The organism is Actinomadura sp. GTD37, assembly GCF_041951365.1.
Lineage (GTDB): Bacteria > Actinomycetota > Actinomycetes > Streptosporangiales > Streptosporangiaceae > Spirillospora.
This window is the reverse complement of the sequence record NZ_JBGNUS010000001.1, coordinates 233,455-257,550: the sequence shown is the minus strand read 5'-3', so window position 1 is coordinate 257,550 and position 24,096 is coordinate 233,455. Positions and strand designations below refer to the sequence as shown.

Annotated in this window: 28 protein-coding genes, 2 tRNA genes and 1 pseudogene; 14 read left to right on the top strand and 17 right to left on the bottom strand. The window is 70.0% G+C overall.

All coding sequences use genetic code 11. The annotated features are described in order from the left end of the window. Window positions 1–741: 741 nt before the first annotated feature. On the top strand, window positions 742–960 hold the full coding sequence (locus ACA511_RS01240; RefSeq protein ID WP_375024665.1) for a hypothetical protein: 219 nt from the start codon (window positions 742–744) through the stop codon (window positions 958–960). 61 nt (window positions 961–1,021) lie between these two features. Here the strand turns inward: ACA511_RS01240 and ACA511_RS01235 are convergent, their stop codons facing one another. After that, on the bottom strand, window positions 1,022–1,489 hold the full coding sequence (locus tag ACA511_RS01235) for a cupin domain-containing protein (RefSeq protein ID WP_375022123.1): 468 nt from the start codon (window positions 1,487–1,489) through the stop codon (window positions 1,022–1,024). A 123-nt stretch (window positions 1,490–1,612) separates the two neighbouring features. Here ACA511_RS01235 and ACA511_RS01230 point away from each other — a divergent pair, with 123 nt between their 5' ends. Then, window positions 1,613–2,308 carry a TetR/AcrR family transcriptional regulator gene (locus tag ACA511_RS01230; protein WP_375022122.1) on the top strand — a complete coding sequence of 232 codons (696 nt, stop codon included), beginning with the start codon at window positions 1,613–1,615 and terminating at the stop codon, window positions 2,306–2,308. Between the two features lie 383 nt (window positions 2,309–2,691). Here ACA511_RS01230 and ACA511_RS01225 read toward each other — a convergent pair whose 3' ends face one another. The 3 genes and pseudogenes from ACA511_RS01225 to ACA511_RS01215 all read right to left on the bottom strand — a co-directional run. Then, complete coding sequence (locus ACA511_RS01225; protein WP_375022121.1) at window positions 2,692–3,339, bottom strand: class I SAM-dependent DNA methyltransferase; 648 nt, start codon at window positions 3,337–3,339, stop codon at window positions 2,692–2,694. Between the two features lie 160 nt (window positions 3,340–3,499). Further along, window positions 3,500–4,138, bottom strand: coding sequence for a HEAT repeat domain-containing protein (locus tag ACA511_RS01220; RefSeq protein WP_375024664.1), 639 nt, complete (start codon window positions 4,136–4,138; stop codon window positions 3,500–3,502). Window positions 4,139–4,942: 804 nt separating this feature from the next. Further along, a pseudogene (locus ACA511_RS01215) lies at window positions 4,943–5,293 on the bottom strand (ADP-ribosylation/crystallin J1); the annotation flags it as partial. A gap of 362 nt (window positions 5,294–5,655) precedes the next feature. On the opposite strand from ACA511_RS01215, the gene ACA511_RS01210 reads away from it, so the two are divergent. The 3 genes from ACA511_RS01210 to ACA511_RS01200 all read left to right on the top strand — a co-directional run bounded on the left by ACA511_RS01210 (window position 5,656) and on the right by ACA511_RS01200 (window position 8,176). Continuing rightward, window positions 5,656–6,606, top strand: coding sequence for a sigma-70 family RNA polymerase sigma factor (locus ACA511_RS01210; protein ID WP_375022120.1), 951 nt, complete (start codon window positions 5,656–5,658; stop codon window positions 6,604–6,606). Window positions 6,607–6,609: 3 nt separating this feature from the next. Continuing rightward, the gene (locus tag ACA511_RS01205; protein ID WP_375022119.1) at window positions 6,610–7,374 is read left to right on the top strand and encodes an alpha/beta fold hydrolase; all 765 of its coding nucleotides are present in this window, start codon (window positions 6,610–6,612) and stop codon (window positions 7,372–7,374) included. Window positions 7,375–8,038: 664 nt separating this feature from the next. Continuing rightward, window positions 8,039–8,176 (top strand): hypothetical protein, encoded by a 138-nt coding sequence (locus ACA511_RS01200; protein ID WP_375022118.1) that lies wholly within the window; start codon window positions 8,039–8,041, stop codon window positions 8,174–8,176. A 192-nt stretch (window positions 8,177–8,368) separates the two neighbouring features. On the opposite strand, the gene sigJ is transcribed toward ACA511_RS01200, so the two are convergent. Both sigJ and ACA511_RS01190 read right to left on the bottom strand, forming a co-directional pair. Further along, window positions 8,369–9,220 carry an RNA polymerase sigma factor SigJ gene (gene sigJ, locus ACA511_RS01195; RefSeq protein WP_375022117.1) on the bottom strand — a complete coding sequence of 284 codons (852 nt, stop codon included), beginning with the start codon at window positions 9,218–9,220 and terminating at the stop codon, window positions 8,369–8,371. Beyond that, window positions 9,217–9,795 (bottom strand): carboxymuconolactone decarboxylase family protein, encoded by a 579-nt coding sequence (locus ACA511_RS01190; RefSeq protein ID WP_375022116.1) that lies wholly within the window; start codon window positions 9,793–9,795, stop codon window positions 9,217–9,219. The genes sigJ and ACA511_RS01190 overlap by 4 nt, the downstream gene beginning before the upstream one ends. A 177-nt stretch (window positions 9,796–9,972) precedes the next feature. Here ACA511_RS01190 and ACA511_RS01185 point away from each other — a divergent pair, with 177 nt between their 5' ends. Next, on the top strand, window positions 9,973–10,131 hold the full coding sequence (locus tag ACA511_RS01185) for a hypothetical protein (RefSeq protein WP_375022115.1): 159 nt from the start codon (window positions 9,973–9,975) through the stop codon (window positions 10,129–10,131). Then, window positions 10,112–10,450 (top strand): DUF1877 family protein, encoded by a 339-nt coding sequence (locus ACA511_RS01180; protein WP_375022114.1) that lies wholly within the window; start codon window positions 10,112–10,114, stop codon window positions 10,448–10,450. Before ACA511_RS01185 ends, ACA511_RS01180 begins: the two co-directional genes overlap by 20 nt. Before the next feature lie 37 nt (window positions 10,451–10,487). Here the strand turns inward: ACA511_RS01180 and ACA511_RS01175 are convergent, their stop codons facing one another. Continuing rightward, window positions 10,488–10,718, bottom strand: coding sequence for a hypothetical protein (locus ACA511_RS01175; protein WP_375022113.1), 231 nt, complete (start codon window positions 10,716–10,718; stop codon window positions 10,488–10,490). A 339-nt stretch (window positions 10,719–11,057) separates the two neighbouring features. Between ACA511_RS01175 and ACA511_RS01170 the strand changes: the two genes are divergently transcribed. Together ACA511_RS01170 and ACA511_RS01165 are read left to right on the top strand one after the other, a co-directional pair. Continuing rightward, complete coding sequence (locus ACA511_RS01170; RefSeq protein WP_375022112.1) at window positions 11,058–11,471, top strand: hypothetical protein; 414 nt, start codon at window positions 11,058–11,060, stop codon at window positions 11,469–11,471. Next, window positions 11,468–11,893, top strand: coding sequence for a hypothetical protein (locus ACA511_RS01165; RefSeq protein ID WP_375022111.1), 426 nt, complete (start codon window positions 11,468–11,470; stop codon window positions 11,891–11,893). The genes ACA511_RS01170 and ACA511_RS01165 overlap by 4 nt, the downstream gene beginning before the upstream one ends. 164 nt (window positions 11,894–12,057) lie before the next feature. Here ACA511_RS01165 and ACA511_RS01160 read toward each other — a convergent pair. After that, a tRNA-Ser gene (locus ACA511_RS01160) sits at window positions 12,058–12,146 on the bottom strand. A gap of 137 nt (window positions 12,147–12,283) precedes the next feature. Beyond that, window positions 12,284–12,715, bottom strand: coding sequence for a hypothetical protein (locus ACA511_RS01155; RefSeq protein ID WP_375022110.1), 432 nt, complete (start codon window positions 12,713–12,715; stop codon window positions 12,284–12,286). A 189-nt stretch (window positions 12,716–12,904) separates the two neighbouring features. Between ACA511_RS01155 and ACA511_RS01150 the strand changes: the two genes are divergently transcribed. From ACA511_RS01150 to ACA511_RS01140, 3 genes are all read left to right on the top strand, one after another. Further along, window positions 12,905–12,977 (top strand) — tRNA-Arg (locus ACA511_RS01150). Between the two features lie 159 nt (window positions 12,978–13,136). Continuing rightward, entirely contained in the window at window positions 13,137–13,526 is a 390-nt protein-coding gene (locus tag ACA511_RS01145; protein ID WP_375022109.1) for a hypothetical protein, read from the top strand. A 186-nt stretch (window positions 13,527–13,712) separates the two neighbouring features. Then, window positions 13,713–14,699 (top strand): WGR domain-containing protein, encoded by a 987-nt coding sequence (locus ACA511_RS01140; protein ID WP_375022108.1) that lies wholly within the window; start codon window positions 13,713–13,715, stop codon window positions 14,697–14,699. Window positions 14,700–14,732: 33 nt separating this feature from the next. Here the strand turns inward: ACA511_RS01140 and ACA511_RS01135 are convergent, their stop codons facing one another. From ACA511_RS01135 to ACA511_RS01100, 8 genes are all read right to left on the bottom strand, one after another. After that, on the bottom strand, window positions 14,733–15,368 hold the full coding sequence (locus ACA511_RS01135) for an acetate uptake transporter (protein ID WP_375022107.1): 636 nt from the start codon (window positions 15,366–15,368) through the stop codon (window positions 14,733–14,735). Window positions 15,369–15,824: 456 nt separating this feature from the next. Further along, window positions 15,825–16,682, bottom strand: a complete 858-nt coding sequence (locus ACA511_RS01130; RefSeq protein ID WP_375022106.1) for an SDR family NAD(P)-dependent oxidoreductase — start codon at window positions 16,680–16,682, stop codon at window positions 15,825–15,827. Next, complete coding sequence (locus tag ACA511_RS01125) at window positions 16,673–17,650, bottom strand: alpha/beta fold hydrolase (RefSeq protein WP_375022105.1); 978 nt, start codon at window positions 17,648–17,650, stop codon at window positions 16,673–16,675. Before ACA511_RS01125 ends, ACA511_RS01130 begins: the two co-directional genes overlap by 10 nt. A 99-nt stretch (window positions 17,651–17,749) precedes the next feature. Further along, window positions 17,750–19,099: a sensor histidine kinase gene (locus ACA511_RS01120; protein ID WP_375022104.1), complete on the bottom strand. Its 1,350-nt coding sequence runs from the start codon at window positions 19,097–19,099 to the stop codon at window positions 17,750–17,752. Then, window positions 19,096–19,785: a response regulator transcription factor gene (locus ACA511_RS01115; RefSeq protein ID WP_375022103.1), complete on the bottom strand. Its 690-nt coding sequence runs from the start codon at window positions 19,783–19,785 to the stop codon at window positions 19,096–19,098. The genes ACA511_RS01120 and ACA511_RS01115 overlap by 4 nt, the downstream gene beginning before the upstream one ends. 69 nt (window positions 19,786–19,854) lie before the next feature. Continuing rightward, a complete protein-coding gene (locus ACA511_RS01110) occupies window positions 19,855–20,313 on the bottom strand; it encodes a DUF5666 domain-containing protein (protein ID WP_375022102.1) in 459 nt (152 codons plus the stop codon). A gap of 128 nt (window positions 20,314–20,441) precedes the next feature. Then, complete coding sequence (recQ, locus tag ACA511_RS01105; RefSeq protein ID WP_375022101.1) at window positions 20,442–22,271, bottom strand: DNA helicase RecQ; 1,830 nt, start codon at window positions 22,269–22,271, stop codon at window positions 20,442–20,444. A gap of 44 nt (window positions 22,272–22,315) precedes the next feature. After that, the gene (locus tag ACA511_RS01100; RefSeq protein ID WP_375022100.1) at window positions 22,316–22,975 is read right to left on the bottom strand and encodes an HAD family hydrolase; all 660 of its coding nucleotides are present in this window, start codon (window positions 22,973–22,975) and stop codon (window positions 22,316–22,318) included. A 184-nt stretch (window positions 22,976–23,159) separates the two neighbouring features. On the opposite strand from ACA511_RS01100, the gene ACA511_RS01095 reads away from it, so the two are divergent. After that, the gene (locus tag ACA511_RS01095) at window positions 23,160–23,627 is read left to right on the top strand and encodes a hypothetical protein (RefSeq protein ID WP_375022099.1); all 468 of its coding nucleotides are present in this window, start codon (window positions 23,160–23,162) and stop codon (window positions 23,625–23,627) included. Window positions 23,628–23,718: 91 nt separating this feature from the next. Beyond that, complete coding sequence (locus tag ACA511_RS01090; RefSeq protein WP_375022098.1) at window positions 23,719–24,096, top strand: phage holin family protein; 378 nt, start codon at window positions 23,719–23,721, stop codon at window positions 24,094–24,096.

The window sequence follows — 24,096 nt, the reverse complement described above, 5'->3', positions numbered from 1 at the left end:
GACGATGAGGACGACGACACCATTTCGAGGCCGGCGAACGCACTGTGTCGCTGGACGAGGCGACCGCCTCGGTACCGCTGGACTGGAGGACCCGTCAGAAACGTGAAAGGTCCGTTGCCAGCTCCGAGGTATGGGTGGACTCCGGACGGGTCTTCACCCATGAGGACGGAACCCGCCTGCGTCCCCAGTGGATCCCCACACGCCGAAATGGCCCTTGACCCAGACGTGGCACCACACCCCGTCGATCCGTTCCCCGTCCACGAGCCGACAGGTCGGCCTCTTCCACGCCATCCAGGCAAGCTAGCCGCCCGCTCATACCGTGCCAAACGCCCCCCAACGGCGGAGCCGCGCGGTCAGCGGTATGAGCGGATGTTTGCTTCGGCAGGTGACCGGAAGCGGGCCGATGTAGAGCTTGACGGCCACGGGAACCTGCCGGACGAACCCGGGCCGCCGGGGGAGGCGATCCGCAAAGGGAACCGTTCCGGGGCGACCGGTCGAGTACCGGGTGAAAGGCACCCGAAAGGATCCCTATGAACGGACGGGGCACATGTTGACCGCGCCTTCCGGGACGGAACCCGAAATCCCTCTCGGCACGCTCATCGACGCCGCGGTCCTGCAGGAGTCACTCCAGCGGCCTGGCAGCTTCGCGGACCTCTTCGACCGGCACGGCGACGAGATCCACCGCTACGTCGCCCGCCGCTTGGCCCTGGCACGGCCGAGGACGTCGTCGCGGAGACGTTCCTGACCGCCTTCCGCAAACGTGGGCAGTACGACTTCGCACGTCCGGACGCGCGCCCGTGGCTCTACGGAATCGCCACGCAGGCCCTGCGCGAGCACCGCCGCGCCGAGGTCCGCCGCAACCGCGCCCTGGCCCGTGCGGCGCCGGACGGACGGCAAGCGGGCCTTGGCGTCGATGGTGGCCACCTCCTACCTGCTGGGCGTCTCTATCCGGGGCGCTGATCCCCAGGTCACGGGATATGCGTGAACCGGGTGGCCCGGCGGGCCGCCGCCCAGGCTCGGTTCAGCGCGGTGGGCCGACGATGACCTGGCCGTAGGCGTCGGCCGCGGCGGCGAGCGCCTCCTTGGAGATCTCGAAATCGGGCGGTCTGGGGGTGGCGCGGTCGCGGCCGGCCTGCCGGAACATGCCCTCGATGCCGCCCGGTGTAGCGATCATGAGCAGGTCGGCGGTGGCGGAGGTGATGCGGTACCCGTGCGGGATGTTCCGCGGCAGGTAGACGGTGCCGCCCTCGGACATCTCCATCTCCTCGTTGCCGACCCACAGCAGGGCGGTGCCCTCGATCAGCATGAAGATCTCGTCCTCGCGGGTGTGCATGTGGAACGGCGGCGCCTCGCCCTCGCGGACGTCGAACCGGCCGACGGTGAGCTGCCCGCCGGTCGCCGCGGAGTCCAGCAGCACGGAGAAGGTGCCGCCGTCCAGCCATTCGAGCTTCTGCTGCTGGTCGGCTTGAGCCAGGTACGGGATGCTCATCACGCGACCTCCTCGCATTTAGCGGAACATTTCGTCCGTTTAACCTGGGGAAGCCGGGTGGCATTCCCGCGTGTCCGGTTTACGGTTGGAGCCGGACCTCCCATGGGCATCCGGAAGGCACACGTGACCGGCACGAACGAACGTACGGGCGGCTCGCCGGCGTCCCGCCCACGCCGTCCCCGGCGGGACGCCGAGGCCAACCGGGAGAGGCTCCTCGCGGCGGCCGTCTCCGCCATGCTCAGAGAGGGGCGCAACGTGCCGCTGGCCGCCATCGCCGCCGAGGCAGGCGTGGGCGTCGGCACCCTGTACCGCAAGTACCCCGACCGGCAGGCCCTCATGCACGCGCTGGAGCACCGCTCCTACGGCCTGCTCGTCCGCGTCCTGGAGGAGATCGAGGAGCTGGAGTGCCCGGGACGCCGGGCGATCGGCGAGTACCTCACGCGCTGCCTGGAGGTCCGCGACCAGCTGGTCCTGCCGCTGCGCGGGGCGCCGCCGCTGATGACCGCGGAAGCGGTGCGGGCCCGCCGGACGATCAATCGCATGCTGGACGCGTTCCTCGCCCGAGGCCGCTCCGACGGCACCATCCGGGCGGGCGTCAACACCACCGACGTCATCGTCTTCACGACCCTCATCACGCAGTCCCCGCCGTACGGCCCGGACTGGCGGCTGCTGGCCGACCGGCAGATCGCGATCTTCCTCGCCGCCCTGGCCGGCGACGGCCCGGCCGATCTCCCCGGCCCCGAGATCACGCCGGACGACGTCGAGGACGCCTTCGCCGCCCAGGCCGCCAGGACAGCGGGCGGCCCGGGCCCTTCTTGATCTGGGCGATGAACAGATGGGCCAGGGCGTGCTGCCCGGCGATCGTCGGGTGGTAGCTGCGCGGCTCGGCCTCCAGCGCCGACAGGTTCACGGTCAGGCCGTTCACGTACGCGTTCCGGCTGCCCACCTCGTGACGTGGCCTTCCGAGGACTGCGGAGAGCCGAGGTCGCCGGAGTGCCATGGAGCGACGTCGGCGCAGCCGAACGCTGGTCGTCCATCAGTCCACGCCCATGTGATGTAGTGCCGTACCTCACGTCAGCTCACATGAGCTCACGTGGAAGGCGCTGGGTATTTCCGGTGGCCCGGGTGCCGGTCAGTGGGTTCGTGGGTTACGTCAGTGGTTGTGCAGCCTGTCATGCAGAATCCACGAGGGGTTTCGGCGGTTACCGAGGCGGTGCCGCGGGGCGGCGAGCGAACAGGATCGCGCCCGGCTTCGGCTCGTCCGGATTCAGCAGGTGCTGCGCCTCGACGGTGAAACCTGCTTCGCGGAGCCAGTCGGCCACCCGGGACGGTGGGCGATGGTGCACATACGCCTGCAAGGCCTGGTCACCCTCACCGTTCGCCTCGATCTTCGACTCGTCACCGACGTGGAATCCCACGGCCAGCATCCCGCCCGGCCGCAGCACCCGGTGGAAATGTCCGAGCACACCCAGTACCGCCTCGTCCGGGATGTAGATCAGCGACCACCACGCGAGCACACCGGCGAGAGAGGTGTCGCCGAGTTCCAGGTCGGTCATCGAACCGACCTCGAACCGCGCGCCGGGGTGCTCTCGGCGGGCGATCTCGATCATCACGGGTGACAGGTCGATGCCGAACGCGTCCGTGCCCAACTCCCGCAGCAGGGCGGTGGTGTGCCCCGGCCCGCACCCCACGTCGGCGACCGGCCCGCCGCCGATCGCGCGAACCAGGTCGGCGAACAGCACGACCCCCGCCCTGACGTGGAGCAGCCTGTCGAGGAGGTCGCGGGTCTCCTCGGCGTAGCCGGCCGCGACGGCGTCGTAGGAGTTCCGGGTATCGGTCAACCAGGTCATCAAAGGACCGTAGCCCATTCAACCGAGCGTCCACAGGTGTGCACGTCCTCCATGCGGCATGAGCGGACGTTGGAGAGTTCCAGGTGATCGCCTTGGCGTTGTGACGGTGGACCTGCGCACCGAAGGGCGATTTGTTATCGCTACTGCGCGGGCAGCTTGCTCAGTTGATGTCGAGGATCCAGCGCAGCTGGTGGGCTTGCTGGGCGCCGATCAGCGCTTCGGCCGTGTCGATCAGCTGACCGAGTCGCAGCGCCATTTCCTTGGACGGCGTGCGGTAGGCGGTTGCGGCGCCGTGGCGTGTCCAGGCGGTCAGGTCGGCGTGTGCTCGGTTGCTGAGTTCCGGGTCACGGGTGGCCAGAAGGTGCAGGTCGACGTGGAGGCGGGTCCAGGTGTCCTTGTCGCGTAGTTGGTCGTAGGCCCCCAGCCGGACGTGCGGGGGTGAATCGGCGGCCAGCAGGGTCCACAGCCGCGCGGTCGGCACCGCATGGGGCTCGTTGCGCAGCGCTTGCTTGACCGCGCGGACGACCACCGGGGCGGGGTCGGCGAGCATGCCGGCGATCTGGGTGAGAGGGCCGTCCAGGCGGCGGACGGCTCGTACCGCTTGGGCCCGCACGCGGGGACTCGGGTGCTCCAGGAAAGGCAGAAGCACCTCCACATCCTGACGCGTGCCGCATTCACCGAGCCCGGCGACCAGTGCACGAGCCCGGCCCCATGGTTGCTTCAACGCCAGGGCATCACGGTAGAGCGCGGCAGGAGGACGGCCGGCGCGGCGTGCGGCCCACTGCGCGGTGGCGCGCATCATCGCCGACCGGTCGGCCAGATGGGCCACACCCGCGTGCGGGCGGCCGAGTTCCACCAGTGCGGTGAGCGCCTCGACCCCGACCTTCGCGGTCCCCTCTCTCAGCAGCCGTTCCAGCACGTCCACACGCCGGCCCCGCGCGGCGTCGGAGACCAGCCACCGCGCGCAGTGGAGCTGGCAGACCCCATCGTGTTCGCCCAGAGCGGCGCGCATGACCTCTTCGTGCGGGGAGCGGCCTGATGCCAGCCACAACCGGTACGCCAGCCGCCGCACCGCGATGTCGGGGTGCTCGCGGGCCGACGCCAGCACGTCGTCCGGGGCCGCCCGCAGTGCCCCGGCGACGGCTTCCAGGGCATGGCCGCCGCGCGCCCACGCTCCTATCGCCGCCGCCACACCGGCCCCTGCCAGCAACGCCGCAGGACTCGCCGACCGCAACGCGGCAGTCAGTGACCGGCGTGCACGCTCGCGCACCTGCGGCACCCAGTCGGCGGTCCGCAGCACCAGAACGGGCAACAGCAACTCATCGGTGCGCATCGCCGGCCCCGTGACCGCCGACTCCCGTCGGTGGCCGTCCCGGGAGCAGGCTGCCACCAGCCGCGAAAGCCGCATGTCCCGGGGCAACTGCTCGTTCGCCCCGACCGGTCCGGCGCCGTACACCACCCCGAAGTTGCGCAGCGCCTGATCAAGCCCGATCCATGTTTTCGTGCCGGCGATCGCCAACATCGCCGTGACCTGGTCTGGACGTTCCCGGCCCGCGGCCGCTTCGATGACCCGCGTTGCTAGCGGCTCGTAGCCGGGGGCGTGGAACTCGCGGACGACGCGGATCGGACCGGTCAGATGCGCGTTGAACTCCTCCAACTCCTCGGCCGGAACCCACAACTCCAGGATGGTCCGGCCGCCCGCCTGCCGTACCGGATATCGGCGTGCGAAGTCCGCGTTGACCTCGAAACGCGCTACGAAACCGGCGCCCGACGCCGGTACGTTCCAGTCCCGGGCGATCTTCACCGCATACGCCTCGTTCAATACCGGATAGAAGATCGGCTGATCCGGCAGCCGAGGCGGCCAGGCCCGCCACCCCGACGCCCGCAGCAACGACAACTCCGCCGGCCCGACCGGACGCCACAACGTCACCGTCGACCGTCCGCCCCTCCGCACGCCGCTTCGCTCGTCGTCCACGAACCCCGAGTCTGGCGACCCTGCCGGATCCCGACAACCGGATATCCCCCGACACTGCCCGGCCTGGCAGACCCGGCCACCATCCTGAGAACAGACCAGCCGGTCGCAGCATCAGCGGCATGAGAGTGCCTTGGATCTTGACGCCAGCGGCAGGTGGTGCCTGGTGATGACGGGTCGACATCGCCAGCGCGTTCATCTCCGGTCCGCGTGCGTCTTCACACTGTGCGATCACGGTTGAGGGCGGCTCGTCGGCTTGTACCTTCGGCTCGACCGGGCGACCCGACACCGCCGACCGCGGACCGGGTCAAGAAAATCCAGGATCGGCAAATTAGTGTGAGTGGGTGGGGTTCGAGGAACGCTTGGAAGCGCACCGGGTCGAACTGACCGGCTACTGCTACCGCATGCTCGGCTGCGCCACCGAGGCCGAGGACGCCGTCCAGGAGACTTTGCTCCGCGCCTGGAAGAGCGCCGACCGGTTCGACGAGCGAAAAGCTCGTCTGCGCACCTGGCTGCACAGGATCGCCACCAACGTCTGCCTCGACATGACCCGTAGCGTCCAGCGGCGCGCCCTTGCGGTGGATCTCGGTCCGTCCTCACCGGCCGGGGGTCTACTCGGTGCGCCGTTGGCCGCCGCTGCCTTCGTGCAACCGGTCCCCGACCGGCTTGTGCTGTCTGGCGACGGCGACGGCGACGGCGACCCGGCCGAGGTCGCCGTCGGGCGTGAAACAGTCCGGCTGGCATTCGTAGCTGCCCTGCAAGCCCTGCCGCCACGCCAGCGGGCGGTCCTCATCCTGCGTGAGGTGCTCCGCTGGTCGGCGGAGGAGGTGGCCGGGCTGCTCGACAGTAGCCCGGCCGCAGTTAACAGTGCTCTGCAACGCGCGCGTTCCACCATGTCTGCGCGCCGCCGACCGGGCGGGAACAGCGATGTCGACGAGGACCTGCTCGAACGGTACGTCAAGGCGTTCACTACCTACGACGTCGACGGACTGGTGACGCTGCTCCACCAGGACGCCATCATGTCGATGCCACCGTTCGCCTGGTGGCTCAGCGGCCGGGAGGCAATCCGCGCCGCCCTGCTGGGGGCAGCCGGTGCGTGCGCCGATGACCGGCTGGTCCGCACCGCGGCCAACGGATCACCGGCATTCGCGCAGTACCGCGACGGGGAGGCGTTCGGCCTGGTCATCATGGATTTCCGCGACGGGCTGATCTCGAACACGACGGCATACCTCGAACCGTCCTTGTTCGCGTTGTTCGGACTGCCGATGACTCTGCGGCCGCCGTCCCGTATGTAGTGCATGACCAACATCGTTCACATGTGGCATGACGAGCGCGGCGCGGGCGACCCGGTGGTGCTCCTGCACGGCGGGCTGACCGACAGCCGCTGCTTCACCGGCAACCTCGACGGGCTCGCCGACACGTTCAAGCTCTACCTGCCCGACCGGCGCGGCCACGGACGCACACCCGACGCCCCCGGCCCGATCACCATCGAGCTCATGGCGCAGGACACGATCGCGTTCCTGGATCAGGTGGTCGGCGGCCCGGCCCGGTTGGTGGGCTACAGCGCCGGCGGCACGGTAGCGCTGCGGGTGGCGATGCGCCGCCCTGACCTGGTCGAGCGCCTCGTCCTGGTCAGCGCGGTCTACGACCTCGACGGGCTGATCATCAAGCCGTCGGCGGAGGGTGAGATGCCCACCGAAATCGTTGACGCCTACGCGCAGGTGTCACCCGATGGCCGTGACCACTTTCCGGTCGTCATCGGCAAGATCGTGCATGCGGTCGCGACCGAGCCGAGCCCGGACCCGGCCGACCTGAGCAAAGTGACCGCCCGGACCCTCGTCCTGGCCGGCGATGACGATCTGGTCACGCCCGACCACACGGTGACGCTCTACCAGGCGCTGCCCACCGCCGAGTTGGCCATACTGCCAAACGCGAGCCACCTGCTGTTGATGGAGCACGCCGAAACGGTGCGCGCCATGGTCCAGACGTTCCTGACGACGGACGCCGCCCCCACATACATGCCCATCGCACGTGCCCACCAAGGCGCCCGCGGAGCAGGGTAGGCCAAGGGGGCGCATATGACTGAAGGGAGGCGCGAAGGGACAAACGGTTATCGGATGGGCCCTTCCAGGCTGCGCCCTCTCGGCACGCGCACATCGGCATGAGCGGGTGTTTGTTGAGGAGGGTCGGCTGCTGGAGGAGTTGGTTATCGGGTACTGCGGGAATTGTCTTCGATCGCAGCACGCATCTGATGACACATTTCTGATCATCCGCTCTGCGCCGTCCCGGATGTTCGTGGCAGGAGGCGCCCGGCGAGGGCCCGGACGTCGGCGAGCAGGGTGGTCGGCGGCGGGCCGCGCCCGCTTCCCGGGCCTGCCGTGCCCGAGGCCGCCGCACTCGCCTACCGCGCAGATCAGGCCCCCTACCGGCCCCCTCTACCAGGGGTCTACCGAGGTAGGGGCCGGGCCCTCGCGAAGCGTCTCGGCGAGCTCGCGGCGGCCGCCGCGACGAACTGTCACCGTCGTCTTTCGGGGTTCTGATCGGTCTTCTTCTCGGGGGCTCGTCTATGAAGAGAAGGCTCCACCACCACCAACACCGCAGCTCGGGGCGGGAACAGGGGCTCCTGTTCGTGCACCCGACTGCCTGTAGTGGCACTCCTGGCAGGCAGTTAGTGAGGTCGGCGCCGGTGACGCGCAGGGGCGCGTCAAGAACCTGGGAGCCTTCGCGGTGCCCGTCCCGCCCCACGTGCTGGAGGACGTCGTGCGCCTGTTCACGCAGCTCACCGACGTCCCCAGGCTCCCCGACGTCCCGGCCTCCTGGCCGGCCGACGCGGACACCACCGCCTTCGCGCGACGCCGCCTGTGAGGTGACCGTCCGCCGGGCACTGGTCGTTGTCGACAGGCCCCCGCCCGTGTCGGGCGAGGGCCTGCTGGCGTTGCTAACCGGGCGCGTCCCGTTCGGCGATCGCGGCGTCACGCTCGGCCCAACAAGGACCCGGACGGTCTCGTCCTCCTGCTGACTCGAACCCCGCTGCATTGGCGCGGTCGCAGGGCGGGCCTATCTGGCGAGTTCGGCCGCGACCTCCAGGCGCGTCAGCTTCCGCGGGTTGGCCACAGCGTGGATTCGGGTCACGCGCCCGCCCTCCACCACCAGGCTTACCGCGGCCACCTGGCCGTCGATCTCGACCCGCCCGGCCGGTGCCCCGTTGAGCCAGACGGTCGACACCGTCCGGCCCGGGCGTGCGAGCAGTTCCGCGACGAGCCCGGCGCCGTGGATCGGAGCGCGGGCGGCAGACGCGAGCCCACCGCCGTCGGCGATCAGGACCACGTCCGGCGCCATGACGTCCATCAGGTCCCCTACCCGCCCGGTGCGCACCGCCGCCAGGAACCGCTCCACCACGGCTTGCTGCTCCGACCGGCTCACCCGCACGCGGGGCCGCTGGGCCGCCACACGCTCGCGTGCCCGCCGCGCGATCTGCCGCACCGTGGCCGCGGGCTTGTCGACGGCCTCGGCGATCTCGCCGTAGGGCACCTCGAAGACTTCGCGGAGCACGAACACCGCACGTTCCGTCGGAGCGAGCGTTTCCAGGACGGTCAGCATCGCGATCGAGACACTTTCCGCAAGGTCGATGTCCGCGGCGACGTCGGGGCTGGTCAGCAGCGGTTCCGGCAGCCATTCACCGACGTAGTCCTCGCGGCGGCGTGACAACGTGCGCAGCCGGTTGAGCGCCTGCCGGGTGACGAGCCGGACGAGATAGGCCCTCGGGGCGCGCACCTGCGCGTGGTCGACGGCGGCCCACCGCAGCCAGGAATCCTGCAGGACGTCCTCCGCGTCGGCCGCCGACCCGAGCATCTCGTAGGCGACGGTGAACAGCAGGCTGCGGTGGGTGAGGAACACGTCCGCGGTCATGCCGCCGACGCCGCGCCGGGCCCGTCCGGAACCTCGGCCAGCGGAATCTCGCAGGCGTCGGAAAAGCCCTGCGAGGTGACCCCGTTCGCCACGTTGGCCCTGGTCGCCATGTTGGCATAGGCGATGAACACGGTGAGCTCGACCATCGCCGCCGGGCCGAGCCGCTCCAGCAGACTCGCGTACTGCTCGTCGGTGACGGTCAGCGGCGTGCTCGACATCGCCTCAGCGTACTCCAACACGTCCCGCTCCAGCGGGGTGAACATGTCAGAGGTCCGCCAGCGCGGCACCTGGCTCGCCTTGGCGAGGTCCAGATCGTCGTTCTGAGCCTGGAAGTAGCCGACGTCGAGGCACCAGCTGCAACCGATCTGCGCCGCGACGGCCATGTGCGCGAACGACTTCAGGCTCGTGTCGGCCGCACTCCACGCGCCCACCTTGGCGCCGACCTCCAGATTGTCCATAGCGAGCGCGGGGCTGTGCCACAGCACCTCGACGTTCTCGGGCACACCGCCCAGTTGCTTGATCATGTTCTCCTTGAGCTCACCGGGCAGTTCGGCCTTCGGGACGCGCAGCGTCATGACGTTCCCCCTACGGGTTCGTGTTGGCAGTTCGGCATGAAGACACCGCCGGCTCTTCGAACGTGACAGCAGGGCCGCCAGGCGAGGATGGAAACAACTCCTTGGGTGGAAAGACGCGATGTTCGGATCAGAACTGCGGTTGATCAGGCTACGAGGTCGCAGATAGCGTCTCTGAGCATGCTCGGAGTGCACTTCGCCATCACCGTTGACCAGGAGCGGCTCCTGCTCTCAGCCGACGACCATGGCGACGCCGGGATCGGGGAAATCCTCGAAGAAATTGAAGAGACCTGGAACGATGACGGCCTGTCGGTGTCCAGTGACAAAGCGTGGGACTAGGTCCATCGCTGATGGATCACTTGATCCTGACGGCGGCGAGTATCCGCTGTCGCACGCCGTCCTCGGTGGCCGGCATCTCCATGAGGAGTACTACGTCGTTCACGTCATCGCCGCCGAAGTGCGGGACGTGGCCGAGGCGCTGCATCGGATCGACAAGACGTGGCTGCGACAGCGGTTCGACGCCATAGACGATGCCGACTACGCCGGGCCGCACGACGACGAGGACTTCGAGTACACCTGGGAAAACTTCATGGACATACGGCCGTTCTACGGGCGAGCGGCCAAAGCCGGGCGCGCGGTCATATTCACAGCGACCTGACCGCAAGGCCGTTTCGATGTGCTCGCCGGCTGGTCCGTCAGGGGCGCATCCCGGGCTCGGCACCGACGGTGATCGCCTCGACGACCTCGCGGACGGCGGAAACGTCGGGCAGCCCGCCGAGCTCACCGGCGAACAGCAGGTGCCCGGTGCCGATGAGGGTCAGCGCGAGCGTGTCCACGTCCGCGTCCTGTCTGATCTGCCCAAGGCGGCGCTCGGCGTTCAGGTAGGCCGACAGCGCGGCGATCTTCGTCATCGCACTGGTGCTCATCAGCGCGATGACCGCACTCGGCATCCGGCGGCACAGCGGCCGCGACACCGAGGCCGAGGCCGAGGCCGAGGTAACGCAACGATGACCTCCCGATCTCGGCTCTTGACCGAAGCCGCCGACCCCGACGTTCTCTCGCCGGAAGCGGGCGAGGACTGACGGACCGGACAAGCCCGCGCTCATCAGAGCGTGACACTGACCGGGGCGGCGTAAAGTCGTACGAACCCAGTAAAGTCCGACTCCCGCGTCGAGACCGTGCCGGATGATCGGCGGATGCCGTTGACCCGCATTGTCGGATCCGTTCTTCCCCGTAAGTACCGATGACTCCGGAGGGACTGAGCCGTGAAGCCGACGCTGGCCGCGGAGGAGTTGCGGGAGGACCTGACGCAGTACCTGTCGACGACGTTCGCGTTGAGCGACCCGTCGGCCAGGGAGGCGCTGCAGCGGTTCCTGAACCATCCGGAGCAGGGCATCTTTCGTGGCCCCTACCTGCGGATCAGGACGCCGTTCCGCAGGGCGGAGTCCGGCTGGCAGGACTGCCTTGAGTGGCACAGGCTGGACTTCCCTCCGCACCGCCATCAGGCGAAGGCGTTCGAGCGGCTCAGCACCCTCCACCATCCGGCGAAGCCGACGCTGATCACGACGGGGACCGGGTCCGGTAAGACGGAATCCTTTCTGATCCCCGTCCTGGATCACTGCCGGCGGAGCGGTCGAAGGGGCGGGGCGGCATCAAGGCCGTCCTCCTCTACCCGATGAACGCGCTCGCGACCGACCAGGCGAACCGGCTCAACGACTACCTCCACAAGACGGGCCTGGAGCAGGTCACCGCGGGCCTCTACATCGGGGACACGCCGGAGATCGGGTATCCGCGGGTGATGACGGATCGGGCGGAGATCCGCTTCCACGATCTGCGCCACGGGGCGGCCACGCTGGTGCTGCTCGGCAAGGTCGACGTGAAGGTGATCAGCGAGGCGTTGGGGCACTCGCGCCACTCGTTCACCGCTGACACCTGCACCTCGGTTCTGCCGGAGGTGTCGAGAGCCGCTGCGGAGGCCGTCGCGGCCGTCGTCCCACGCATGTCCGCCGACGATGTGACGGACGAGCAGGCGACCTCTGTCCCGCCTAACGTGATCTCGCTGGCGGACCGTCGCAGAAGCCGAATCGAACACGCAGGGTAGTCAACCCATTGATCCACTTCGGGGCTCTGACGTGGGCTCGGTGACGCCGCCGCGATATCTCCTGCTCACCACGTGCTATCCAGGGCCAACAAAGCGGACATCCCGGAATGCGACAGGGACTTCGTCCAGATCGAGATCTTGGACGAAGTCCCTGGTCAGAGAGGCGGAGGATCGGGGATTTGAACCCCGGATGGGCTTGCACCCAAACCGCATTAGCAGTGCGGCGCCATAGACCGGACTAGGCGAATCCTCCAGTAGCCATCAGGCTCAGGACAGGCTACCGGGTCGGCGAGCCAACCGGCAAAGCCTGCGTCCTGTGGCTCCAGCAGCATAGTCCGAAACGGCTGCGAGCGTGTCGCTCCCGGGGCCGCGGGAGCGAGACGCCGGTGGTCATCCCAGGCGGAACCCGGTGAACCCGCAGGCCTTGGCCAGGTCGTTGCCGTGCCGCTGCATGGCGGCGGTGTCGGGCCGTCCCATGGACGAGGTGTTGCCGGAGCTCAGCTTTCGCAGCATCTCGGCGGTCTGGTCGAGGTCGCCCGCGAACGCGGTCGCGGAGGTCTCGACGTCTCCGCCGGCGCTCTGTCCCTCCGACCGGACCTTGGCGGCCGTGTCCGTGAACTTCTGGGCCGTCTGGGACGCGCCGCTCGGCGACGTCATCGACATGCCGCCGGTGGAGAAGCTCCGCAGTTCGGTCTCGATGTTCTTGCAGGCGGTCTTCTTCTTCCCGCCGGCGATGGCGTCGACTGCGCCACAGCCCGTCGAGCCGAGCATCAGGCCACCGACGGCGAGGACGCCGACCAGCTTGGTGGCGGACATGCGCATGAGGATTCTCCTTCAGGGGGTTGGGCTTCGGACGGGAACCGGGACCTCCCGCGTCGCCCCGTCTCGATCACCCCTTTGGCGTATCACCACTACGGGGGGTTCCGTGACTCAAGTCACACTTCCGTAACCGCGCATCCGCGAACCGATTCGCGGACAGGTCCGTGGAGCCGGTACAGTTGGCTCCGGCAGGCACCCGTAGCTCAACGGATAGAGCATCTGACTACGGATCAGAAGGTTAGGGGTTCGAATCCCTTCGGGTGCACAGCAGGTCAAGGGCCTCTTCCGATCTTGGAAGGGGCCTTTTGCGTGCGCCTTGGGGGCCGCAGGGTTCGATCAGGGCCGGAGAGCGCGCCGTTCACGGCCTCAGTCGCCGCCCGCTTGTCGTCGACGAGCAGATGCCCCTGGAAGGGGAGAGTCAGGGATGATGACGCCCGAGCGCTACGGCTACTGCGGGCTCTACCTGCGGGGCCCGTCCAAGGACGATGCGCTCGGCCTGGTGGCCCAAGCCACCGCCATTGCCCTTGACGGCACAGTCGCACACCTCGACGGCCTTGAGATCGAAGTCTTGCGCAACCCCGGCTTCGTTCCGGACTCGGGAGACTTCCCCACCTGGCCAATCAAGATCGAGGTCGACCGGCAGGATGCCACCCCCGGCCAGGTAGTGGAGGCGGTCTCGAAGCTCCTCACCTCCGCCTGGCAGGCCGGATACGAGGCAGTCGCCGCTTGCGACTATGAGGACGAGTTGCCCGCAAAGGGCGGATACGGCGGCTCCTCGGGAGTCGGCGGAGCGAGTGATCTTAGGCCGGGGTGAATGCCCGCGAGGGGGCCTTGCGTCGAGTTGTGCTGACGTCCGCTTGGACGCCGAGAGGCGAAGGCGGGCGTGCGGCGGCCGGTTCGGCTGATGCCGAGGGCGAACTCGAAGATCGGTGACGTGCCCTCGGGTGTCGGACGCGCGTGGAATCATGCGGCTTTCCCGACGGCAGTGAGGGCACGGGGCATGGCGGAGACACGGTACTTCGAGAAGACCGGCGGGGGCGTCGTCCGGTGCTGGCAGATCACCTTGGACGGGATCCGCTGCCGCATGGGCTGGGGCGTGGCCGGCGGCGTCGTGCGCGGGTCGAGCATGACGCTGGACGACGCGGCGCACGCGCTCCGCCACTTCAGCAAGAAGATCAGGGAGAAGGAGCGGGAGGGGTACGTCGAGGTCGCGCGCGAGGCGGAGGCGTCGCGGGCGGACGGCGCGGAGGCCGGTACCGAGGCGGACGTTCCGCTGCTCGACGTGGTCCGGCCCGGTGACGACTACGTGCCGGTGGACGGGCACGCGGGCGTGGTCGTGGGGTTCCACGACTTCACCGCCGGGCCCGGGCCGTTCTACGGCTACTACATCGTCGGCGAGGGCGCGCGCAGGGGCCTGTCCCTGGTGGTGAAGAAGCCCGGTCACGACGAGGCGATGGTGTCGGCCTTCCTGGACTTCGTCCGGCCGCGCGTCGGGCTGGCCTTCGACGGCCGCTCCCATCGCAAGGTGCCGCTGCCCGCGCCGATCGGTCCGTTCGACCACGTGCTGTTCTGCGGGCCGTCGCTGACGGCCGTGAACTACGGGGGCAGGCTCGGCATGGTGTTCCCGATCAGGGACTGCGAGATCGGCGACGAGGACACCGAGTCGTTCGTCGAGGCACGGATCGTGGGGCGGGACTCGATGCCCTCCACCACCTGGGACCGCGAGCCGTTCCCCGTCATCGACCTGAAGTTCGACCTCCGGCGGGCGGACGGCTTCGAGGAACTCGGCGGGCGCACGTCGGTGCGGGAGAAGACGTTCAAGGTCTATCCGCGGGCGATGGTGGAACGGGGGCTGCGGCTCGTGGCGGAGGCGGACGCCGGCAGCGTGCTGGAGATCCGCAACTACCGGCGCGACGTCCTGGCGGTGACACCCGGTGGGCCGCGGACGCTCGACGAGGCCGACCGCTTCCTGCTCGGGCCCCCGTGACCGCGCTGGCGCGGCCCTCGGGGGCGCCGGGGGTCAGTGGGGCTGGGCGCCGGGGCCCGCGGTGAGGTGGGTGAACATGGGGCGGCCGACGCCGAGGAGCGTGCGGCCCGTCATGCCGTTGATGAGGCCCGCGGCGGACGCGTACCAGGCGCAGACGGCGGTGAGGACGCCGATGTAGCCGCCGATCTTGATCGTGGTCTCGCTGCCGGCGAAGTTCCCGATGAACAGGATGATCTCCGTGGCCTCCAGGGTGACGAACACCGCGAGGACGGCCTGGTTGACCTGCGTGGCCCACAGCATCATGTACGTGTTGAAGATCGCGAAGGCCAGCAGGATCCAGCCGAGGTCGTTGCTCTCCTGGGCCGGGGTCGTCCCGCCGGCGACGAGGACGACGTACAGCCCGAGGCCGAGCCAGAAGCCGCCGTACGACGAGAAGGCCGTGCAGCCGAACACGTTCCTGTTGCGGAACTCCCACATGCCCGCCAGGACCTGGATGAGGCCGCCGTAGGCCAGGGCGTAGCCGAGCCAGGCGTCGGTGCCGTCGGTCCAGCCGGCGTTCTTGGCGGACAGGAGGAAGGTGGTCAGGGCGAAGGCCGCGAGCCCCAGGGGTGCGGGGTCGGCGACGGCGGGCGGTGTCTGCGGGGTGGACTCCTGCTCGACGTAGGTCATGGTGTCTCCTCGGTGGAGTCCCATCGCCGTGTCTCGCGTCGTCCCATACTCGACCGACCTCACCTCAAGCCAGGCATCCGGCGCAAATCGGACGGCGTCAGATGCGTCCCTGAACTGCGGAGACCGTTATCTGGGAGCGGTCCCCGTTTCGGATGATAACTCCGCCGGGCCGCCCGGTCAGGCCCCCGTTCGCGAGATATTTCCGGCGTATCACCGCAAAGCCGCGTGATCAAAATTGAATTGGAAGGGTAGGGGCGTTCTCGGCGCCGAACGGGGCGCTCGATTTGGCATAAGACGTGCGCTCTCGTGGCGCGGCCTTGCCCTTCGGTGATCGCGCTTTGGCCGTGCCGGACGTGAGGCGTACTTACCTGGGCGAATTATCGCCAGGTCTTGGCGAAGACGGGTCCCGGCGGCAGATGTCGAACGCCTGTTATTAGACGAGCTAGACAACAGTTGCTAGTCGACCACGGCGTCGCTGAAGGACGGCGTGTCGCCCAGCATGGCGCGGTGCGAGCGCGGCCGGCCGCCGTCGACGTCGGTGACGCCCAGCTCCTCGCCGAGTTCGGCGCCGATGAGCACCCGGCCCGTCCAGCGCATCGGGTCGGGCTGCCGGGCGAGGGCGTCGATCACCCGTCCGGTGAACTCGGGGGACTCGGCTCCGGCGGCGAACGACTGGTAGCGCTCGGGAACGCCCTCGAACAGGGCCCGGTTGCGCTCGGTCTTCAGCAGGCCCATCCAGAGGGATACGGCGGCGACGTTGTAGGGCTTGAAGTCGACGGCCATGTCGTGGGCCATCTTGTCCACGGCGGCCTTCCCCGCGCCGTAGGCGGGGCCGTGCATGTAGCAGCGGCCGCCGAAGGACGAGGTGTTGACGACGAGCCCCGCATTGTTCTCGATCAGCAGCGGGGCCGCGTAGTAGCTCGCCACGTACGCCGAGCGCATTCCCACGTCGAACATGCTCTGCAGGGCCAGCGGCTTCTCCCAGAACGGCCCTTTGCGGGAGAGCCCGTCAGGAATGGTGAAGGCGTTGTTGACGAGAATGTCCAGCGCGCCGGACTCCCGTTCCACCTGCTTGAACAGAGCCTCGACCTGGGCGTCGTCGGAATGGTCGCAGATCACCGGGACGCCGGTGCCGCCACGGTCGGTGATCTCCTGCGCGGTGGCGAAGACCGTGCCCGGGAGTTCCGCCTCGGTGCGCGTGCGACCGGTCACGTACACCGTCGCGCCGGTCTCTCCGAGGGCCAGCGCGATTCCCTTTCCGGCGCCGCGGCTCGCCCCGGTGACGACCACCACCCGGTTCTCGGTCAGGCCCATTCGTTCCTCCCCGCCGTCAGGAATTCCAGCATCGTCGCGGTGGTCTCGCCGGACTTCTCCATCTGCATCATGTGGCCGGTCTGCTTGATCATTCGGACCGCGCGCAGATCCTCGTAGTGGTCGCCGAGGCGGTTCAGCGGGTCGTCGCCGTGCCAGCCCTCCAGATCGGTGTCCTGCTCGCTTCCGATGAAGTAGTAGGGGACGGGGTTCTTCCGCCCCGCGTACGACTTCCGGTACTCCCAGGAAAGATCCATCGCCCGGTACCAGTTCAGCCCGCCGGTGAAGCCGCTGCGGCTGTAGTCGGCGACGTAGAACTCCAGTTCCGCGTCGGTGAGCCACGTCCACGGAAGCGGCGGCGCGTCGGGCAGGGCGTCGATGTAGGTCGTCCCGGCGGGCTGCCGCCAGACGTCCAGGTAGTGGTAGTCGCTGGAGAGCGCGTAGAACAGTTTGCGCAGGAATTCGCGGGGCGCGGCGGCGAGGTCGTCGTCGGCGGTGCCGGACGCGACGAAGTAGTGGATGTGGTTGAAATGCCTCTTGGCCTGCCGGGCGGCGAGCGTCAGCGGTGAATCCTCGGACGGCGTGAAGAACGGGTTCTCCAGCCCGATGATCGCCGCGACGCGCTCGGGACGGTGGTAGGCGAGGTCGTAGGCGGCGAACAGGCCGAAGTCCAGGCCGCTGAAGACGGCCTTGTCCTCGCCGAGGTGGTCGAGGAGGCCGGTCAGGTCGGCGACGATGCGGTCCGGGCCGTACTCGCGGTGGTCCGGCGGCCCGCTCGTCTGCCCCATACCGCGCATGTCGGGCGCCACGACCCGGAACCCGGCGTCCGCGATCGGGCCGATCTGGTGCCGCCAGCTGAACCAGGTGTGCGGGAACCCGTGCAGGAGGACCACGAGCGGCCCGGCGCCCTGCTCTACGTAGTGGACGTCGAGGCCGTTGATCTGCGCGTACCGATGACTCCAACCGGCCATGCTGCGGTTCCTTTGGCTCCGGGACCATCCGTCGCCCGACTGTGCAGGACGCCGCCGTCCCCGGCGTCGGCCTGTCCCGCTCAGTGGGAACACCGTCCGCTAACCCGGCCGGGGCCCGCCGGCGGGCAGTGTGACGCGGACGGTCGTCCCGGCGCCGGGCTCGGAGCGGAGTTCGGCGCGGCCGCCGTGGGCGGCGGCGATGGCGGCCACGATGGGCAGGCCGAGGCCGGTTCCGCCGGTGCCCTTGCCCGCGCGGTGGAAGCGCTCGAAGGCGCGGGCGGCGTCCTCCGGCGACATGCCCGGCCCCTCGTCCGCCACCTCGATCACACCTGGTGCCAGACGGACGGTCGCGGGCGTCCCGGGGGGTGTGTGGGCGCGGACGTTGGCCAGGAGGTTCGCGAAGATCTGCCGGATGCGCGACTCGTCGACGTCGGCGACGAGGGTGTCCGGGGCGTCCAGCCTTACGGGACGGTCGGGTTCGGCGGCGGTCGCGTCCGCGACGGCGTCCCGCGCGAGGACGACCAGGTCCGCCGGGACGGGGTGGAGGGACGCGTCGCGGTCCAGGCGGGCCAGCTCCAGAAGGTCGGTGACCAGGTCGTTCATGCGGCGGGCCTCGTCCTCGACGCGGCGCATCGCGTCGGGCAGCTCGTCCGGGCCGAGGGCGCCGTGCCGGTACAGCTCGGCGTAGCCCTGGATGGCCGTCAGCGGCGTGCGCAGCTCGTGGGACGCGTCGGCGGCGAACTCGCGGACCCTGGCCTCGGACCGGCTGCGCGCCCAGAACGCCTGCTCGATCCGCTCCAGCATCACGTTGATCGCGGCGGCGAGCCGGGCGGTCTCGGTGCGCCCGCCGGGGCCGGGCATGCGGGCGCGCAGGTCGCCGCCCGCCGTGATCGCGTGCGCGGTCGCGGCCATCCGGTCCAGCGGCAGCAGGCCGCGGCCGATGAGCCGCCGGCCGAGCACGATCAGCACAGCGAGCAGCAGCGCCGCCGTCGCGACCTCGGACAGCACCAGGTTCCGGACGGCCGAGCGGATCTCGGTGAGCGGGGCCGCGACGACGACGATGCCGTTCCGCGACGGGCGGGCCACGGCGCGCAGCCCGGGGAGGGAGAACGGTTCGAGGCCGCGGGCGCGGGCGGCCAGCTCGTCCGGGCCGAGCCTCTCGATGGCGGCGACGGCCGGCGCCGGGTCCGGATCGTCGCCGCTGAGGACGCGCACCCGTCCCGCCTTCCCGACGGCCAGCACCACGAACTGGGCCGGGGCCACGCCCTGCTCGGGCAGGCCGGGACGCAGCAGCCGGGACACGGCGCGGTCGCGGGTGGCCTGGAGCTGCTCGTCCACCCGGTGCATCAGGTAGCCGTTCAGGACGAGTGCGCTGACCAGCCCCATGATGGCGAGCCCGGCGGTGGTGACCGCGAGCAGGCCGGCGAGCAGCCGGGCGTTGAGCGTCATGGCCGCAGCGCGTAGCCGACGCCGCGCCGGGTGTGGATGAGCGGCGGGCCGAGCGGGTCCAGCTTGCGGCGCAGGTAGCTGATGTAGGTCTCGACGACCTGCGGGTTGCCGTGGTCCCAGCCCCACACGCCGTCCAGCAGCTGGGCGCGCGACAGGACGGCGCCCGCGTTGCGCATCAGGTGGGCGAGCAGGCGGAACTCGGTCGGCGACAGGTCGACGTCGACGCCGCCGCGCCGGACCGTCCAGTGCGCCTCGTCCAGTTCGAGGTCGGCGACGCGGAGGACGGCGCCCGCGTCGGGCGCGGACGGGGGCGGGGCCGCCCGGCGCAGGACGGCGCGGACCCGCGCGACCAGCGCCTCGATCGAGAACGGCTTGGTGACGTAGTCGTCACCGCCGAGGGTGAGGCCGGTGACCGTGTCGGACGGCGTGTCCCGCGCGGTCAGGAAGATCACCGGGACCTGGTCGCCGTTCGCGCGGAGCCGCCGGCACACCTCGAAGCCGTCCATGCCGGGGAGCATGACGTCCAGGAGGACGAGGTCGGGCGGCTGTGTGCGGGCGGCGCGCAGCGCGTCCTCGCCGGTGGCCGCGGTGGCGGTGGCGAAGCCGTGGAAGCGCAGCGCGACCTCGATGAGGTCGCGGATGTTGGCCTCGTCGTCGACGACGAGCACCCGGCGGCTCTCGCTCATCGGCCCCTTCTCGCTGGACGTGCTCCTCGCCCCGAAGGTACCGCCCGCGTCCGCCGCGCCGCCGCGGTGCTAGCGACGCTCGGGGACGCGGATCAGGCGGGCGGTGCGGGTGTTCCCGGAGCGTTCGCCCGCGACGACCACCTGGTCGCCGTTCGCCAGGTTCTTCAGCGCGGACTTCTCGCGGTCTTTGCGGACGCGGGTCTTGCCGTCGGCCGTCCACGTCCAGGAGACGCCGTCGGCGCTGCGGACGGTCACCCCCGTGGCCGACACGGAAGTGATCTCGCCGCGCTGCCAGGCGGCGAGGTGGAAGCCGTCCTTGCGCTGGACGGTCGCCTCCCCGTGGACGCCGCGGAAGGCACGCGGCCCGCGGTGCGGATGGCCCTTCCCGTGCCCGCCGGGATGGCCGGGCCGCGCGCTGGCGGAGGGGGAGGGGGAGGGATCGGCGGCGGACGCGGGGACGGCGACGTACAGGCCGAGCCCGAGAAGCCCGGCGGCGCCGGCTCCGGCCACGATGGTCTTGGTTCGCATGCGGCCATACAACCGGACGCGTCTGGCAGAACCCGGCCCGGCTTCCTGAGAGAACCCTGGGAATCCCCTCCCGGTCCGCCGCGAACCCCGGCCGTTCTCGCAGCGCTCACCCCGGTGCCCGAGGCGGGTCACTCGGACGGGGCGAGGGTCTCCAGGACTTCGGCGCCGTACTTGGCGAGCTTGTTCTCGCCCACGCCGTTCACCCGGCCCAGCTCGGCGAGGGTCGAGGGGAGGACGGTGGCGATCTCGCGGAGGGTGGCGTCGTGGAAGATGACGTAGGCGGGGACGCCCTGCTCCTTGGCGGTCGCGCCGCGCCAGGCGCGGAGGCGCTCGAAGACGGGCATCGCCTCGGCGGGCAGGTCGATCGGGGCCTTGGCCGCCTTCGCGGTCTTCGCCGCCTTCGCGGTGGGGCGGTCGGGTTCGCGGCGCATCATCACCTTGCGCTCGCCGCGCAGGACCTCGCCGCTCGTGTCGGTCTGGAGCAGGGTGCCGTGGTTGCTCTCGACGGCGATGAGGCCCTGGGCGAGGAGCTGCCGGATGACGCCGCGCCACTCGGTATCGCGCAGCTCGGCGCCGACGCCGAACGGTTTGAGCGAGTCGTGGTCGAACTGGATGACCTTGGCGCTCTTCTTGCCGAGCAGGATGTCGATGATGTGCCCGGCGCCGAACTTCTGCCGCCGCTCCCGGTCGAGCCGCACGATCACCGACAGGACCTTCTGGGCGGGGACGGTGGCGTCCCAGGTCTCGGGCGGGGTCAGGCACGTGTCGCAGTTGCCGCAGGGCTCGCCCGGCTGGCCGAAGTAGTCGAGGAGCCGGGCGCGGCGGCACTCGACCGTCTCGCAGAGGGCGAGCATGGAGTCGAGGTGGATGCCCTGGCGGCGGCGGTGCGCGGCGTCGCCCTCGCCGCCGTCGATCATCTTGCGGAGGTTGACGACGTCCTGGAGGCCGTAGGCGAGCCAGGCGGTGGACGGGAGGCCGTCGCGCCCGGCGCGGCCGGTCTCCTGGTAGTAGCCCTCGACGGACTTGGGCAGGTCGAGGTGGGCGACGAAGCGGACGTCGGGCTTGTCGATGCCCATGCCGAACGCGATCGTCGCGACGATGACGAGGCCGTCCTCGCGGAGGAAGCGCGACTGGTTCGCGGCGCGCGTCCTCGCGTCGAGGCCCGCGTGGTACGGGAGGGCCTCGATGCCGTTCTCGGTGAGGAACGCCGCGTGCTTCTCGACGGAGTTGCGGGACAGGCAGTAGACGATGCCCGCGTCGCCCTGGTGCTCGGTCTGGAGGAGGCGGAGGAGCTGGCGCTTGGCGTCGGTCTTCGGCTCGATCCGGTACTGGATGTTGGGGCGGTCGAAGCTGGCCACGAAGTGGCGGGACCCCTCCAGCTGGAGGCGGGACGCGATCTCGGCGCGGGTCGCCTCGGTCGCCGTGGCGGTGAGGGCGATGCGCGGGACGTCCGGCCAGCGTTCGTGCAGGCCGGACAGCATCAGGTAGTCGGGCCGGAAGTCGTGCCCCCACTGCGACACGCAGTGCGCCTCGTCGATCGCGAAGAGGGCGACGTCGCCGCGGTCGAGCAGGTCGACGGTCGCGGGGAGGCGGAGCCGCTCGGGCGCCAGGTACAGCAGGTCGAGCTCGCCGGCGACGAACTGGGCCTCGACGACCCTGCGCTCGTCGAGATCCTGGGTGGAGTTGAGGAAGCCCGCCTGGACGCCGGCGGCGCGCAGCGCGTCCACCTGGTCTTGCATGAGGGCGATGAGGGGCGAGATCACGATGCCGGTGCCCTTCCGGACCAGCGCCGGGATCTGGTAGCACAGCGACTTCCCGCCGCCGGTCGGCATCAGGACGAGCGCGTCCCCGCCGGCGACCACATGCTCGATGATCTCCCGCTGGCCGTCCCGGAACGCGTCGTAGCCGAACACGCGCCGCAGGGTGTCGAGCGTCTCCGTGGTCTCGGGGGAAGTCATCGGCCCATACTACGAACCGCCGCGGACACCCGTCCCGGGAACGTTCACCTGTGGACGACCTCCGCCAGCTCCGGTGTCACCTCGTTCAGGTCGGCGGCGACGTGCGCGGCGAGCGCGAGGGCGTCGGGGGCGGCCGGGTGCGCCGGGCGCGGGATCGCGATCACCGTCATCCCGGCGGCGTGCGCCGAGCGCAGCCCGTTGCTGGAGTCCTCGATGGCGACGCAGTCGCCGGGCGGGACGTCCATCCGGGCGGCCGCGACGAGATACCCGTCCGGTGACGGCTTGCCGTTCTCGACCTCCTCCGTGGAGACGGTCGAGCGGAACAGGCTCTCCACGCCGAGCTTCCCGAGCACCAGGTCGATGAGGGCGCGCGGGGACGAGCTGGCCAGGCCCAGCGGACGGTATCCGGCCATCCGGCGGACGGCGTCCTCGGCGCCCGGCAGCAGCGGCAGCCCGCCGGCGTACCGCTGCGACATCTGGTCGATCACCTCGTAGGCGACGTCGTCGGCGGTGACGCCGTCGACGAGGTCGGTGGCGATGTAGTCGGCCCACTCCGCGGTGCTCATGCCCATCAGCCGGTCCTGGGTGTCGGGCAGCCAGCGTCCGCCGCGGTCGGCCACGTAGGCGCGCCGCACCTCCTCCCACACCGGTTCCGAGTCGATCAGGACCCCGTCCAGGTCGAAAATGATGGCCTGCACGGACATGGGCCCTCCAGGGATCTTGGGATGATCTCCGATCCCACTACCCCCTGCGGCCAGGCCGGAACCTCGCCCCCGAGCGCGCGGGCGTACCGGATTTATGCCGCGAAAGCGACATGATCCAGTTTCGGTCTGGCATCGTGGGGGACCTCCGTTCCCCCTCCGGAGTCACTGCAGAGGAGATCTGCCCATGGTGTTCCTCGGTTTTCTCCTGGCCGCCGCCGCGATCGCCGTCGGCGCCGGCATCGTCCTCGACAACACCGATGCCGCCCACCTCGTCTTCTTCGGCCAGTCCGTGCCGGGCGTGGGCAACGAATGGCAGGTGTTCCTGTCCGGCGCGGGCGTGGCCGTCGTCTTCGTCCTCGGCATGACCCTCACGTTCACGGGCGCCGCCCGCCGCATCCGCAACCACCGTGACCTGCGCGACCTCCGCGAGGAGCACCAGGAGTCGCTGACCACGCTGGAGATGGAGAAGCGCCGCCTGGAGCGCGAACTCGCCAACGCCCGGCAGGGCCCCGGCCGCGGCTCCGGCCGCAGGTCCGCGGCGCAGCCGCCGCGGCCCGCGCCCGCGCCCGCCGCCGCTCCGGTGCAGGGCGTCCGCGTCGCGGGACGGTCCCGGATCCCCGCCTCGTCCCCCTTCTTCGAGCGCAACGACTAGCACGGTGTAGTACGCGGTGATGACCGGGGCGTCCCCGGAATCGTCACGCAGAGGGATGCCGTCCGCACCGCGCTCCGCCCATGATCGTGGTGTGCGGATTCTTCTCAAGGTGGGTATCACCGCGGTCGCCCTGTGGGTCGCGACGGTCCTGATCGCCGGCATCTCGCTCGGCGGCCAGACGACCGACCGGCGCGTCCTCACGCTCGTCGCGGTCGCCGTCATCTTCGGCCTGGTCAACGCGGTCCTCAAACCGATCATCAAGTCGCTCGGCTGCGCGTTCTACGTCCTCACGCTGGGGCTGATCGGCCTCGTCGTGAACGCCCTGCTGCTGTGGCTGACGAGCGAGGTCGCGCAGCGGTTCGACCTGCCGTTCCACGTCGCCGGCTTCTGGCCCGCGTTCTGGGGCGCGATCGTCGTCGGCGTCGTCGGCTGGCTGCTGCACCTCCTCGTCCCCGGCGACGACGACTGA

Bases quoted from the DNA above. Each gene is read 5' to 3' on its own strand.
- ACA511_RS01095 (WP_375022099.1), top strand. From the start codon at position 23,160: ATGGTGTTCCTCGGTTTTCTCCTGGCCGCCGCCGCGATCGCCGTCGGC.
- ACA511_RS01185 (WP_375022115.1), top strand. From the start codon at position 9,973: ATGCTCGGAGTGCACTTCGCCATCACCGTTGACCAGGAGCGGCTCCTG.
- ACA511_RS01190 (WP_375022116.1), bottom strand. From the start codon at position 9,795: ATGACGCTGCGCGTCCCGAAGGCCGAACTGCCCGGTGAGCTCAAGGAG.
- recQ (WP_375022101.1), bottom strand. From the start codon at position 22,271: ATGACTTCCCCCGAGACCACGGAGACGCTCGACACCCTGCGGCGCGTG.
- ACA511_RS01165 (WP_375022111.1), top strand. From the start codon at position 11,468: ATGAACGCGCTCGCGACCGACCAGGCGAACCGGCTCAACGACTACCTC.
- ACA511_RS01125 (WP_375022105.1), bottom strand. From the start codon at position 17,650: ATGGCCGGTTGGAGTCATCGGTACGCGCAGATCAACGGCCTCGACGTC.
- ACA511_RS01145 (WP_375022109.1), top strand. From the start codon at position 13,137: ATGATGACGCCCGAGCGCTACGGCTACTGCGGGCTCTACCTGCGGGGC.
- ACA511_RS01130 (WP_375022106.1), bottom strand. From the start codon at position 16,682: ATGGGCCTGACCGAGAACCGGGTGGTGGTCGTCACCGGGGCGAGCCGC.
- ACA511_RS01220 (WP_375024664.1), bottom strand. From the start codon at position 4,138: ATGCGCGCCACCGCGCAGTGGGCCGCACGCCGCGCCGGCCGTCCTCCT.
- ACA511_RS01225 (WP_375022121.1), bottom strand. From the start codon at position 3,339: ATGACCTGGTTGACCGATACCCGGAACTCCTACGACGCCGTCGCGGCC.
- ACA511_RS01175 (WP_375022113.1), bottom strand. From the start codon at position 10,718: ATGAGCACCAGTGCGATGACGAAGATCGCCGCGCTGTCGGCCTACCTG.
- ACA511_RS01235 (WP_375022123.1), bottom strand. From the start codon at position 1,489: ATGAGCATCCCGTACCTGGCTCAAGCCGACCAGCAGCAGAAGCTCGAA.
- ACA511_RS01155 (WP_375022110.1), bottom strand. From the start codon at position 12,715: ATGCGCATGTCCGCCACCAAGCTGGTCGGCGTCCTCGCCGTCGGTGGC.
- ACA511_RS01120 (WP_375022104.1), bottom strand. From the start codon at position 19,099: ATGACGCTCAACGCCCGGCTGCTCGCCGGCCTGCTCGCGGTCACCACC.
- ACA511_RS01205 (WP_375022119.1), top strand. From the start codon at position 6,610: ATGACCAACATCGTTCACATGTGGCATGACGAGCGCGGCGCGGGCGAC.
- sigJ (WP_375022117.1), bottom strand. From the start codon at position 9,220: ATGACCGCGGACGTGTTCCTCACCCACCGCAGCCTGCTGTTCACCGTC.
- ACA511_RS01115 (WP_375022103.1), bottom strand. From the start codon at position 19,785: ATGAGCGAGAGCCGCCGGGTGCTCGTCGTCGACGACGAGGCCAACATC.
- ACA511_RS01140 (WP_375022108.1), top strand. From the start codon at position 13,713: ATGGCGGAGACACGGTACTTCGAGAAGACCGGCGGGGGCGTCGTCCGG.
- ACA511_RS01110 (WP_375022102.1), bottom strand. From the start codon at position 20,313: ATGCGAACCAAGACCATCGTGGCCGGAGCCGGCGCCGCCGGGCTTCTC.
- ACA511_RS01100 (WP_375022100.1), bottom strand. From the start codon at position 22,975: ATGTCCGTGCAGGCCATCATTTTCGACCTGGACGGGGTCCTGATCGAC.
- ACA511_RS01135 (WP_375022107.1), bottom strand. From the start codon at position 15,368: ATGACCTACGTCGAGCAGGAGTCCACCCCGCAGACACCGCCCGCCGTC.